Below are 12,944 nucleotides of genomic sequence, written 5' to 3' on the forward strand. Positions count from 1 at the left end.
GTTTCATCGCCCTGTCACTCTGACGATGATCTGCGCCTGCGTGTCGCGCTCGATTTTCCTGAGCACGGGCAGCGCCGCCTGAAAGTCGCCGGGCGTGCAGACCTGACGGCCGAAGCGCGCATCGAGTGTGCGCGAGATCTGGATCACGTTGGTCGACGGATCGAACACATAACGCGAACGATAGCGGAAGAAATCGCTCGTCAGGTCCACGTCGTCGGGCACTTCGGTCACGCGCATCGCTTTTGGCAGCGTAATCTGCGACACCTCGTCGAACGTCCCGCCGATGCACAGATACGGCTGCGTGCGCACGCGCTCGGCAAGCCAGCCGCGCGTCGTCGTCGCGATGCCGCCGGACAAGCTGGAGAGCGCGGGCAGCGCCGTCGTGCCGGTCGGCCAGACGACGTCGTCGAGCGTGCCGCGCAAGGTCGTCGCGAAGGGGCCGCCGGTTGCAGCGACATCGCTCGTCGTCAGCGCGCCCGCGCCGCGCAGATTCGTGTAGCGCAGCCGGTCCGCCGCGATCTGATCGCGCCGCTGCGTGTTCGCGAGGCGCAGGTTCATGCGCTCGATCTCCGCGCTCCATCCCGCATCCTCGACCCAGTACGCGAAGCTCGCCTCGCCCTGCGGCGCGACTTCGATCTGCAGCCGCGCCGTGCGCGCGAGCGCCTGCGTCGCGGGCGTGCGGGAAAGCAGGCCGGAGCCGACGAGCAGCGTGGGCCGGTCCATGTCGGCGAGCGGCAAAAAGCCGAACTCGACGCTCGACGCCGTGCTGTCCGCATACACGTTCAGATCCGGCAGCCACGTGATGACGTGATTGATCGCGCCCGATCCGTAACCCGGCACCGACGGCAACGTATAGACGGAGCCCAGCCCGATCAGCGCGGGCTCGTTGCGGATGCCGACCGCATCGAGCAGCGCGCCGTAGAGCGCGACATGATCCTTGCAATCGCCGTAGCGGTTCGTGAGCACGTCCGTCACGCGATGCGGCACGGCCGGACTCTGACCGATGAACATCGCGACATAGCGGATCTGGCGGCGCACCCAGTCGTAGAGCGTTTTGGCTTTCGCGCGATCGTCGGCGTCGTTTTGCGTGAGCGATTGCGCGAGCGCGCGAATGGCGGGATCGTTCGCGCCGGGATCGGCGGCGGCATCACGGTAGCTCTGCGCGAAGCGCGCGTAATCGGGAAAGGTCGAGACCATCAGGCGATCGCCGTATTGCGCATAGCCGACCGAGCCGCCTTCGATGCGCGCGATCCGGTCGCGCCGGTAGACGAACGCATAGCGCGTGCGCCCGTTTTCCGTGACCGGCGGCTCGGCGACGTAGCCGCGCGCATCGGCGTACAGCGGCTTGTCGGCGGGCAAATCGAAGACGAGCCGCTGCTGCAAAACCGGCCGCTGACCCGGATCGACGTAATAGTTGAACTGCCCCGGAATCACTGCCGCGGCCTGGCTCTTGCGAAAGCGCAGATGCACCGTCGAGCCGATGCCCACCGCCGGAAAGATCACCGCGCGCAGCTTCGCGTCCTGAAACGTCGGCGCGCCCGCCGAGCGCGGCTCCTGAATGTCGCGGATCTGCTCCGGCGTGACGTCGTGGCGCGCGCCGTTCGCATCGACGGAATACGCCTCGACGATCTCCACCTTCGACACGCTCTTGTCGTACCAGACGTAGCGCTGCGCGATCTCGTCGACGCCCGCCGAGGTGTTGGCGCGAAAGACGGCGGTGTCGTCTTCGCTGAGCGAGCCATCGGCCGCGACGACGAACTCGTGGTCGTCGCTGACGATGGTCGACGGATCGTCGTCCGGCGCGGCCACGACGCCAGTCCACACGCAAATTCCGAAGAGAAGAGCGAGGCAGCGAGCCATGTCGAGCGTGATGAGCAGAGGCGCGAGGGATAACCCATCGTACACGCCGCGAAACGACGCACGCGACAATTTGTATCATATTGCGATACAATTTCATGTTTTCGCACGCTTGCTCTCGCGTCATCGACCGGCCGGCCAGTGTGTATTCCACTGACTTTTCCCCGGAACGCTGAAAAAGTGTCGCGACACGCATTGCTTCGCTGGCTGCATGGCTTTCTTCCCGCTCCCGTCACGCTGCGCTGGACCGAGCGCCTGCGCGCGGGGCTCGGCGCCTTGATCGGCATTGCGCTGACGGGCGGCATCGCGCATCTCGTCATCGGCGACGCCTCCGCGATTCCCTATCTGATCGCGCCGATGGGCGCCTCCGCCGTGCTGCTCTTCGCCGTGCCCGCGAGCCCGCTGGCGCAGCCGTGGTCGATCATCGGCGGGAACATCGTGTCGGCGACGGTCGGCGTCACCTGCGCGATGCTCGTCCACGATCCCGTCGATGCCGCCGCGCTCGCCGCCTGTCTCGCCATCTGCGCGATGTTCGCGCTGCGCTGCGTGCACCCGCCATCGGGCGCGGTCGCGCTGACGGCGGTGCTCGGCGGGCCGTCGGTACACGCGCTCGGCTACGGCTTCGTGCTCGCGCCGGTGGCGATCCAGTCGGCGGCACTGCTGTCGTCGGCGATCGTGTTTCATGCGCTGACGGGGCATCGTTATCCGCACGGCCACGCCGCGCCGAAGCCCGTGAGCGCGCCGGCGGATGCGGCGTCGTTCACGCGCGCGGATCTGGAAACCGTGCTCGCGCGCCGCAGCGAGATGCTCGACGTCGATCCGGACGATCTCGAAACGCTCCTGCGCGAAACGCAGTTGCAGGCCTACGCGCGCCGCTTCACGGAGTTCACGTGCGCGGACATCATGTCGCGCGCGATCGTCTCGGTGAGCCCGGACACGAGCGCGCAGGCGGCGCTCGCGCTCATCGACAAACATCACGTGAAGGCGCTCCCGGTGATCGACGCGACGCGCCGCGTGCGCGGCATCGTCACGCGCGCCGATCTCGCGCCCGTGCGCCGCGACGGCGTCGTGGAAGGCATGAAGCATGCGATCGAAAAGCTGATGCGCGGCCCGTCGACGACGCCGCCGCTCGTCGCCGCGCTGATGACGACGGATGTCTGCACGGTCAAGACGGGCACGCCGATCGCCGAGCTGGTGCCGATGTTCGCGCACTTCGGGCACCACCACATTCCGGTGGTCGGCCAGCACGATCAGCTCGCGGGCATGATCACCGAGACCGACCTGATTTCGGGCCTCTATCGACAATCGTTCGCGGGCGAGCGCAGAAGCGCATGAGCCACGTCGGGAAGCCGAAATCCATGAACGAGTCACGCAATCTCAGCAAGCCGGACTTCGAGCAACTGTCCGAATTCCGCTATCAGATGCGGCGCTTCGAGCGCTTCTCCGAGCGCGCCGCGCAGGACGAAGGCATTACGCGGCTGCAATACCTGATGCTCTTGCACATCAAGGGCTATCCGGGCCGCGACTGGGCGACGGTTGGCGAGCTCGCCGAACGCATGCAGTCCCATCATCACGGCGTCGTGGCGCTCGTCACGCGCTGCGAGGCGGCCGGGCTCGTGCGCCGCGCGCCCAGCGTCGAGGATCGGCGTCAGGTGCGCGTGCATCTCGAAGCGCGCGGCGAAGCCGTGCTCGAACGCCTCGCCGCGCTGCATCGCGCAGAGCTGAAGTCGCTCGAAGGCGCGTTCCGCGTGCCGCGAATCGATCTTTGAATACCCTGGAGCACATCTCATGGACCAACACAAACGGGACTTTTCGGTCAACGACCGGCTGCTGAAAATATGCGGGCTCGCCGCCATCATCGGCGGGATCGCGACGCTCGCGGCGGTCGTGCTCCTCGCGCTCATCCATCTCTTCACGAACCTGTTCTTCTTCGGCACGTTCTCGATCGCGGACCGCTCGCCCGCGCTCAATACGCTCGGACCCTGGGTGATCGTGATTCCGGTGATCGGCGGCCTGATCGTCGGGATGATGGCGCGCTTCGGTTCGGAGAAGATCCGCGGCCACGGCATTCCCGAAGCCATCGAAGCGATTCTCTTCGGCAAGAGCCGCATGTCGCCGAAAGTGGCGATTCTGAAGCCGCTGTCGTCGGGCATCGTGATCGGCAGCGGCGGGCCGTTCGGTGCGGAAGGCCCGATCATCATGACGGGCGGCGCGCTCGGCTCGCTCATCGCGCAATGCATCGACGTGACGGCCGCCGAGCGCAAGACGCTCCTCGTCGCGGGCGCGGCGGCGGGCATGACGGCGGTGTTCGGCACGCCGGTCGCGGCGGTGCTGCTCGCGGTCGAACTGCTGTTGTTCGAATGGCGGCCGCGCAGTTTTCTGCCGGTCGCGCTCGCCTGCGCGGTCGCGGGCTTCGCGCGCGCGGCGGTGTTCGGCACGGAGGCGCTGTTCCCGCTCCAGACGGAGCCGCCGCACATGCTTTCGCTGCTGTCGTGCCTCGCCGCGGGGCTGCTGTCGGGCGCGCTCGCGTCGGGGCTGTCGGCAGCGCTGTACAAGCTGGAAGACCTGTTTCACAAGCTGCCGATCCACTGGATGTGGTGGCCGGCGATCGGCGCGGTGTTCGTCGGGATCGGCGGCTACTTCGAGCCGCGCGCGCTCGGCGTCGGCTATGACGTGATCGGCGATCTGCTGCATCAGCACATCGCGATTTCAGTGGCGCTGTCGATTCTCGCCGTGAAGGCAATCATCTGGGTCGTTGCGCTCGCGTCCGGCACGTCGGGCGGCGTGCTCGCGCCGCTATTGATGCTCGGCGCGGGCCTCGGCACTGCCCTCGGCGCGATCCTGCCGGGCCACGATGCCGCGCTGTGGCCGCTCGTCTGCATGGCGGCGACACTCGGCGCGACGCTCGGCGCCCCACTCACCGCGATCGTCTTCGCGTTCGGCCTCACGCACGACGCCAACGCGCTGCTGCCGCTGCTGGCGGCGACGCTCGTCGCGCACGGCTTCGCGACCGTCGTCATGAAGCGCTCGATCATGACGGAGAAGATCGCGCGGCGTGGCTATCACATCTATCGCGAATACGGCGTGGACCCGCTGGAGCGCCATCACGTCGATGAAGTCATGACGCGCGACGTGCTGACGATCGACGCCGCCACGCCGCTCTCCGATGTGCTCGCGAAGCACTTCGGGCCGCAGCAGGTGCATCGCGCGTATCCGGTGGTGCGCGACGGCGTGCTCGTCGGGATGCTGGACCGGGCGTCGCTGGGAACGCTGATCGGGGCGTCGTCGGTGCAGGAAGCGGGCGCGACTATCGGCGATGCCTTGCAGCGGCAGCAGCATGGCGCACCGGCGTTCGCGCTGCCGGGCGAGCCGTGCCGCCTCGCCGCGACGCGCCTCGCGGTGCACGAACTGGAACGCCTGCCGGTGGTCGCGGACAAGCAGTCGCTCAGGCTCGTCGGCATCGTGGCGCGCAGCGATCTCGTCAAGCCGGCCAAGGCGCATTTCGACGAAGAGCATCGGCGCGAACGCTTCAGGGGTTTTCGGCGCGCGCCTGCGCTGAGGAAGCATTGAGCGCGGCCGGGGCGGAAACAGCGTAACGTCGAACAGGCGCGGCGGCTCGAAACTGAAGAGGAACTTTGGGTCATCGTGCGTTCCCGAAAGCGAGGGAATCAAATGGACCGTCCCATGACCACCCGCCGCCACTTCCTCCGCACCGCCGCCGCCCTCGCCGCGCCATTCAGCCCCGCGCCCCACGCCGCCGAGTCGCAGCCACAACTCATGCACACCCGCCCGATCCCCTCGACGGGCGAAAAACTGCCCATCGTCGGCTGCGGCACCTGGCGCACCTTCGATGCCGGCGATGACGCCGCCCGCCGCCGCGAACTCGCCGACGTGCTGCGCGCGCTCTTCGCGGCCGGCGGTTCGGTGATCGATTCATCGCCGATGTACGGCTCGTCCGAAGCCGTCGCGGGCGCGCTGCTCGCCGAATCGAACACGCGCAGCAAGGCCTTCATCGCCACCAAGGTCTGGACCGACGGCCGCGCCGCCGGCATCGCGCAGATGGAGCAGTCGATGCGCTTTTGGCAAACCGATCGCATCGACCTGATGCAGATTCACAACCTGCTCGACTGGCGCACGCATCTCGCCACCCTGCGCGACTGGAAAGCCGCCGGAAAAATCCGTTACATAGGCGTCACGCATTACACGTCGGGCGCTTTCCCGCAAGTCGAAGCGGTGCTGCGCTCGGAGCGCATCGACTTCGTGCAGATCAACTACGCCGCCAATGACCGCGACGCTGAAGCGCACCTTCTACCGCTCGCAGCCGATCGCGGCGTCGCGGTGATCGTCAATCAGCCATTCGGCGGCGGCTCGCTGCTTGCAAGTCTGCGCAACCGCGCGCTGCCCGGGTTCGCACAGGAACTCGGCTGCACGTCGTGGGCACAGCTTCTGCTCAAATTCGTGCTGGCCAACCCCGCCGTCACCTGCGTGATTCCCGGCACGGGACGGCGCGACTATATGATCGACAACGCACGCGCGGGCGTCGGCGTCTATCCCGATGCGGCGATGACGCAGCGCATCGCCGATGCGGTCGCGTAAGGAGTCAAAGATGAGCGATCCCTACGACCTTCAGCGTTTCGTCGACGCGCAGGCGAGCGTCATCGACGATGTCCGCGCCGAGCTTTCGGCCGGCCGCAAGCGCACGCACTGGATGTGGTTCGTCTTTCCGCAGATCGCCGGCCTCGGGCACAGCGCGATGGCGCAGCACTACGCCATCTCGTCGCGCGACGAAGCCCGCGCATATCTCGCGCATCCGGTGCTGGGCGCGCGGCTCGTCGAGCTGACGCGCATCGTCAATGGCGTGCAGGGGCGCGGCGTCGAGCAGATTTTCGGCTATCCGGACGACCTGAAATTTCATTCGTCGATGACGCTCTTCGCGCGCACCGCCGACGATCCCGACGTGTTCGACGAAGCCCTGCGCCGCTATTTCGAAGGCCACGCCGACGACGCGACGCTCGCGCGCCTCGGATGACGGGCATGGCCGTTGCGCTTTTCGGAACACTCACGTTCCGAGGAGCCCGACGCCATGAGCCAGTCCTTCAAGCTGCACGATCACGTCCGCTGGAATACGCCGCAAGGCGAGACGACGGGCCGCATCGTGCGCATCGTCACCGAACACACGACGCTCGACGGCCACACCGTCAACGCATCGCGCGACGATCCACATTTCGAGGTCGAAAGCGACAAGAGCGGCAAGCGCGCGGTGCACAAGGCCGACGCGCTCAAGCGCATCGCTCATTGAGCCTTGCATCGCGCCGCACGTTCGCACTATTCCGGTGCGCGCGGCGCGACCTTACACCGCTCCTGCAAAAAACACGATTAGCGGTCAAACTTCTACCGCGCCGGAAGCTTGAATCGCGCATTCTATTGAACCGGTTTGCACAAACCTTGAGGAATCGAACCAATGAAATCGAAACTCGTGGCACTGCTCGTTGCATCGTCGGCACTCGGCCTGACTTCCACGGCATCGTTCGCCCAGGTCGCGGGAGCCCAACCGCTCGGCGTGTCGGTCGAAGTCTCGACCGCCATCATCGACGGCTGGAGCGTCAAGAAATCCGTACTCAATAAACCCGTCGTGAACGAACAGGGACAGCGCGTCGGCGTGATCAACGACATCATCGTCGCGCCCGACAAATCGGTTTCGTTCGCGATCATCGCGGCGAACAAGTTCCTCGGCGTGGCGCGTCACGACGTCGCGATTCCCATCGAACAACTCGACGTGAAGAACGGCCAGTTCGTGCTCGCAGGCGCGACCAAAGACGCGATCAAGGCGCTGCCCGAATTCCAGTACAACAAGGTGAAGGCCACGGCCAAGCCGCGCGCGGAATACGAGCACCACTGATCGAGCCATCGGAGGCGGCCAGCGTGCCGCCTCTTCGCTTTTTGCCAACCGGAGTTCACCGATGTTCAGCGCCCTCATGCTCGACAAACAGGACGACCGCACCGTCGCGTCCATTCAGTCGATCGACGAATCCAGCCTTGCATCGTCCGGCGATGGCGACGTGCTCGTGCGCGTCGAATTCTCCACGCTCAACTACAAGGACGGACTCGCGATCACGGGCACGGGCCCCGTCGTGCGCAAATGGCCGATGGTGCCGGGCATCGACTTCGCGGGCGTCGTCGAAACGAGTTCGCATCCGGACTACCAGCCGGGCGACAAGGTCGTGCTCAACGGCTGGGGCGCGGGCGAAACGCATTGGGGCGGACTCGCGCAGAAGGCGCGCGTGCCGGGCGATCATCTGATCGCGCTGCCGGCGAACATCACGACGCGCCAGGCGATGGCCGTCGGCACCGCGGGCTATACCGCGATGTTATGCGTCCAGGCGCTGGAAAAACACGGCGTCGGAACGCAAGACGGCGACGTACTCGTGACCGGCGCGAACGGCGGCGTCGGCAGCTTTGCCGTCGCGATTCTGGCGAAGCGCGGGTATCGCGTGATCGCGTCGACGGGACGTCCCGAGGAAGCCGAACGGCTGCGCGCGCTGGGCGCGGCGGATATCGTCGAGCGCGCGACGCTGTCCGAGCCGGGCAAGCCGCTGCAAAAAGAACGCTGGGCCGCCGCGGTCGATTGCGTCGGCAGCCATACGCTCGCCAATGTCTGCGCGAGCCTGCGTTACGGCGGCGCGGTCGCCGCGTGCGGCCTCGCGCAAGGCATGGATCTGCCCGCGACGGTCGCGCCGTTCATCCTGCGCGGCGTCGCGCTGTTGGGCGTGGACAGCGTCTATGTGCCGCGCGCGCGGCGCATCGCGGCATGGAAAGCGATCGCCGACGAAGTGCCGGTCGCGACCATCGAGAGCGTCGCGGCGGCCATTGCGCTCGCCGACGCGCCCGAAGCCGCCGCGCGTCTGTTGCGCGGCGAGATCAAGGGACGCGTGATCGTCGACGTCAACGCCTGAAGCGTCAGAAGGTGCTCCAGCCTTCGCTGCGGGCAGGCGTGGCAGTTTGTGCGACGACGCGAGGCGCACGCGCGACGCGCGGCGCCGGCGATGTGAACGCAACCGCCGCGCCCTCCATCTTGAAAAAGGCCACCGCTTCGTTGAGCCTGCGCCCCTGATCTTCGAGCGACGAGGCCGCCGCCGCCGCTTCCTCGACGAGCGCTGCATTCTGCTGCGTGACTTCGTCCATCTGCGTGATCGCCTGATTCACTTGCTCGATGCCGCGTCCCTGCTCCGCCGACGCCGCCGCGATCTCCTGCATGATGTCCGTCACGCGCGCGACGGCCTGCGTGACTTCGGCCATCGTCGTGCCGGCTTCGTCGGCGAGCACGGAGCCGTCGCGCACCTTCGTCGTCGAATCCGCGATCAGTTCCTTGATCTCCTTCGCCGCCGTCGACGAACGCTGCGCGAGGCTGCGCACTTCGCTCGCCACGACCGCAAAGCCGCGGCCCTGCTCTCCCGCGCGCGCGGCCTCGACCGCCGCGTTGAGCGCGAGAATATTGGTCTGGAACGCGATGCCTTCGATGATCCCCGTGATCTCCGCGATCTTCCCCGAGCTGTCGCTGATGCCGTTCATCGTATCGACCACGCGGCCGACGACATCGCTGCCCTTCTTCGCGATATCCGACGCATTCGACGCCAGCGCGCTCGCCTGCTGCGCGTTCTCGGCGTTCTGACGCACCGTCGACGTGAGTTCTTCCATGCTCGACGCCGTCTCCTCGAGCGACGCAGCCTGCTCTTCGGTGCGCTGGCTCAGATCGGTGTTGCCCGACGCGAGCTCCTTCGCCGCTCCGCCCACCGCGCCACTGCTTTCGCGCACGCGGGCGACGGTTTCGGTAAGGCGCGTGTTCATCGTGGCGAGTGCGCGCAGCAGGTCGCCGGTTTCGTCCTTCCGCTCGGCGACGATGCGGCTCGTCAGATCGCCGCGCGCCACCGTCTGCGCGATGCTGACCGCCTCGCCGATCGGCACGGTGATCGAGCGCGTGACCGCGATGCCTGCGCCAGCCGCGAAGAGCGCCGCCACCGCGCACAGCGCGATCAGCACGTTGCGCTGTGCGTGGTAGCTGGCCTCGTCGGCGCGCACGATCTCTTCGCGTCGCGTAGCAGTGTAGGTCGCGTAGTCGTCGGTGGCTTTCACGAGTTGCGCGAGCAGCGGGCGGCACTGCTCGTCCAGCTTGGCGACCGCCTCCTCGTGCCGGCCCGCGAGCGCGGTGGCGACGATATCCGTCGCCACCGGCCCATACAGCGCCTCGACGCGCGCCATCTCGACGACGAGGCTCTTCGCCTTCTCGCTCGTATCGGTCGCGGCGGCGATCATGTCCTGCAAGCGCTTCAGCCGCGCCTGCACGTCCTCGTGCGCGCGCGTGACTTCGGCTTTCTCGAGCTCGACATCGGCGGGCTTCGTGACGAGCACGAGATTGCGCGCGGCAATCGCGCGGCGATCGACGGCCGTGCGGATCTGCGCGGCGACATCGGCCCGTGCGTTGATCCCGTTCACGTAATCGGCGAAGCTCTCCGTCGCACTCGACAGCGCGCGCAGCGACATGCCTGCAACCAGCACGACCAGTACAGCCAGAATGCCGAATCCTGCGATCAACTTGTTCTTGATCGTGATGTTCTCGAGGTTCATGTTTGTGGGTTCTCTCAGGGTCTGTTCGACAGACAAACGGCGCCATTTGCGATCGCTTCCCACGGCATGCTGCACCGCACGAGCGAACGTTTGCCCGCGGATCGGACGGGGCGCTCTACTTGCTGATTACGGCGGCCCCATTTCCATCTGAAGGGTAAAAGATGCAGACGGTCCGCATTTTGTCCGATGCGTGCGGTCGAATCGGCCGATTCCGCTCCGTTAATTGCCTACATGCATCCGCGATCGGCGATACTGAACGCTCGTGCTCGCTTTCCTTCAATTCACCCTCGCGCTCCGATGCCCGATTTCCTCGACTACCGCACGCCCCAATTCGAAGCCGCGCTCGCGGCGCTCCCGCCCACGCCCGCGTCGAACCTCGCCGCCGACGAACCCTACTGGCATGCGGTGCGCGCGCTGTGGCATCACTCCGACGCGCTGATCAATCTGGAGAACGGCTTCTGGGGCGCGATGACCGAGCCCGTCAAGGCGATGTTCCAGCACTGGACCGACCGGGTGAATCGCGAAACGACGCTGTTCATCCGGCCGCATCTGATGACGCTGTATCAGGGTTTGCGCGAGCGTCTCGCAGCCGCGATGGGCTGTGCGGTCGAGGAAATCGAGCTGACGCGCAACGCGACCGAAGCGCTGCTCGCGCTCATCAGCGGCTATAACCGCCTGGCGCCAGGCGATACCGTGCTTTACAGCGATCTGGATTACCCGTGCGGCAAGGACGCGATGGAATGGCTGCGCGAGCGGCGCGGCGTGACGCCCGTGCGGATCGTGATGCCCGAACCCGCGACGCGCGAAGCCGTGCTCGAAACGTATGCGAAGGCGTTGCGCGAGCATCCGCGCACGCGGCTCGTGCTGCTCTCGCACGTGTGCTTCGCGACGGGTCTCGTGCTGCCCGTCGCGGATATATCGGCGATGGCGAAAGATGCAGGCGCCGACGTGATCGTCGACGCAGCGCATTCCTGGGGCCAGCTCGATTTCGACGTGCCCGATCTGAACGCGCCGTTCGCTGCACTGAATCTGCACAAGTGGATCGGCGCGCCGCTCGGCTGCGGCGCGATCTATATCCGCCGCGGCCATGTCATGTCGATCGATCCGTATTTCGGCGACCGCACCTGGCCCGCCGACGACATCCGCGCGCGCGTGCACACCGGCTCGCCGAACTTCGCTGCGTGGTTCACGCTGCCGGCCGCGCTCGACGTGCACCAGCGCATCGGCGCGAAGGCGAAGGAGGCGCGTCTGCGGGCATTGCGCGATGCGTGGGCGGAACCCGCGCGCGCGCTGCCCGGCGTGCAGATCATGACGCCCGCGGATACGTCGATGAATTCGTCGATGAGCGCGGGCATCACCGCTTTCCGGCTGCACGGGCGTGCGACCAAAGACGCCTGCGACGCGATCGTCGCCGCATTGCGCGACCGCTTCGGCGTGTTCACCGTGACGCGCCCCGGCCCGGACTCGGGCGAAGTCGTGCGCGTGACGCCCGCGCTGTTCTCGACGATGTCGGACGCGGCGCGTTTGCTCGAAGGCATCGAAACGCTGTCGCGCGAGTCGAAATAAGCGTCAGCGCACGTCGAGGCGCTCGATCAGACGTTCGAGCGCTTCGGAACACGGCGCTTCGATCTTGAGCGCGAGGAGCGCATCGGCGCGCGTCTTGCCGATGTTGATGGCGGCGATCGGCTTGCCGCTCTTCGCGGCCCACTCGCAGAAGCGATAGCCCGAATACACCATCAGCGACGATCCGACGACGAGCATCGCGTCGGCGGCTTCGAGCGAGCGCGCTGCGTCGTCGACGAGCGCGCGCGGCACGCTCTCGCCGAAGAACACCACGTCGGGCTTGAGGACGCCGCCGCAGCGCGTGCAGCCGGGCACATCGAACGAAGCGAAGTCGAGATCTTCGATCTGCGCGTCGCCGTCCGGCACTGCCGGCGCCGTGTAACCGACGAAACCCGGATTCGCCGCCTCCAGCATGCGCTGCACTGCCGCGCGCGTATGCCGCTCGCCGCATTCGATGCAACGTACCCGCCCGATATTGCCGTGCAGCTCGATCACATCGGGATTGCCCGCGCGCGTGTGCAATCCATCGACGTTCTGCGTGACGAGCCGATGCACCCGCGAGCGCGCCGCGAGCGCCCGCAACGCGTGATGTGCGGCGTTCGGCCGGGCCTTTTCGACCACCGGCCAGCCGATCAGGCTGCGCGCCCAGTAGCGGCGCCGCGCATAGTCGGAGCCGAGAAAATCCTTCAGCAGGATCGGCGCGCGGCCCGTCCGCTGGCCTTCGCGGTCGCGATAACAGGGAATGCCCGACTCCGTGCTGATGCCCGCGCCCGAAAGCACGAAAAGCCGCGGATGCCGTTCGACGAATTCATGAAGCTGCTGCACGTGCCGTCCTTTCCCGCGCGTGGGGTGCGCATCGTTCTCGTGAAAATATAAGGCGAAACCGCGCGCGTCGCTGGCCT

At 66.8% G+C, this 12,944-nt stretch carries 12 protein-coding genes; 9 read left to right on the forward strand and 3 right to left on the reverse strand.

Annotated features, from left to right (window positions below; translation table 11 throughout):
* Positions 1-3 precede the first annotated feature (3 nt).
* Positions 4-1,860 (reverse strand): DUF3857 domain-containing transglutaminase family protein, encoded by a 1,857-nt coding sequence (locus AWB74_RS19255; protein WP_061148438.1) that lies wholly within the window; start codon positions 1,858-1,860, stop codon positions 4-6.
* A 177-nt stretch (positions 1,861-2,037) separates the two neighbouring features.
* Here AWB74_RS19255 and AWB74_RS19260 point away from each other — a divergent pair, with 177 nt between their 5' ends.
* From AWB74_RS19260 to acuI, 8 genes are all read left to right on the forward strand, one after another.
* A complete protein-coding gene (locus AWB74_RS19260; RefSeq protein WP_061148334.1) occupies positions 2,038-3,192 on the forward strand; it encodes an HPP family protein in 1,155 nt (384 codons plus the stop codon).
* Between the two features lie 23 nt (positions 3,193-3,215).
* Positions 3,216-3,626 carry a MarR family winged helix-turn-helix transcriptional regulator gene (locus AWB74_RS19265; protein ID WP_087039108.1) on the forward strand — a complete coding sequence of 137 codons (411 nt, stop codon included), beginning with the start codon at positions 3,216-3,218 and terminating at the stop codon, positions 3,624-3,626.
* A gap of 19 nt (positions 3,627-3,645) precedes the next feature.
* Positions 3,646-5,427, forward strand: coding sequence for a chloride channel protein (locus AWB74_RS19270; RefSeq protein WP_061148336.1), 1,782 nt, complete (start codon positions 3,646-3,648; stop codon positions 5,425-5,427).
* A gap of 114 nt (positions 5,428-5,541) precedes the next feature.
* Positions 5,542-6,453: an aldo/keto reductase gene (locus AWB74_RS19275; RefSeq protein ID WP_061148337.1), complete on the forward strand. Its 912-nt coding sequence runs from the start codon at positions 5,542-5,544 to the stop codon at positions 6,451-6,453.
* A 10-nt stretch (positions 6,454-6,463) separates the two neighbouring features.
* Positions 6,464-6,886 (forward strand): DUF1810 domain-containing protein, encoded by a 423-nt coding sequence (locus tag AWB74_RS19280; RefSeq protein ID WP_061148338.1) that lies wholly within the window; start codon positions 6,464-6,466, stop codon positions 6,884-6,886.
* A gap of 54 nt (positions 6,887-6,940) precedes the next feature.
* On the forward strand, positions 6,941-7,156 hold the full coding sequence (locus AWB74_RS19285) for a hypervirulence associated TUDOR domain-containing protein (protein WP_061148339.1): 216 nt from the start codon (positions 6,941-6,943) through the stop codon (positions 7,154-7,156).
* 162 nt (positions 7,157-7,318) lie between these two features.
* Positions 7,319-7,756: a PRC-barrel domain containing protein gene (locus AWB74_RS19290; protein ID WP_061148340.1), complete on the forward strand. Its 438-nt coding sequence runs from the start codon at positions 7,319-7,321 to the stop codon at positions 7,754-7,756.
* A gap of 61 nt (positions 7,757-7,817) precedes the next feature.
* Positions 7,818-8,810 carry an acrylyl-CoA reductase (NADPH) gene (gene acuI / locus AWB74_RS19295; protein ID WP_061148341.1) on the forward strand — a complete coding sequence of 331 codons (993 nt, stop codon included), beginning with the start codon at positions 7,818-7,820 and terminating at the stop codon, positions 8,808-8,810.
* Between the two features lie 4 nt (positions 8,811-8,814).
* Here acuI and AWB74_RS19300 read toward each other — a convergent pair whose 3' ends face one another.
* Positions 8,815-10,479: a methyl-accepting chemotaxis protein gene (locus tag AWB74_RS19300; protein ID WP_061148342.1), complete on the reverse strand. Its 1,665-nt coding sequence runs from the start codon at positions 10,477-10,479 to the stop codon at positions 8,815-8,817.
* 297 nt (positions 10,480-10,776) lie between these two features.
* On the opposite strand from AWB74_RS19300, the gene AWB74_RS19305 reads away from it, so the two are divergent.
* Positions 10,777-12,045: an aminotransferase class V-fold PLP-dependent enzyme gene (locus AWB74_RS19305; protein ID WP_061148343.1), complete on the forward strand. Its 1,269-nt coding sequence runs from the start codon at positions 10,777-10,779 to the stop codon at positions 12,043-12,045.
* A 3-nt stretch (positions 12,046-12,048) separates the two neighbouring features.
* Here AWB74_RS19305 and AWB74_RS19310 read toward each other — a convergent pair whose 3' ends face one another.
* A complete protein-coding gene (locus AWB74_RS19310) occupies positions 12,049-12,867 on the reverse strand; it encodes an NAD-dependent protein deacetylase (protein ID WP_061148344.1) in 819 nt (272 codons plus the stop codon).
* Between the last annotated feature and the right edge of the window lie 77 nt (positions 12,868-12,944).

Source organism: Caballeronia arvi (assembly GCF_001544695.2).
GTDB classification, from domain to species: domain Bacteria; phylum Pseudomonadota; class Gammaproteobacteria; order Burkholderiales; family Burkholderiaceae; genus Caballeronia; species Caballeronia arvi.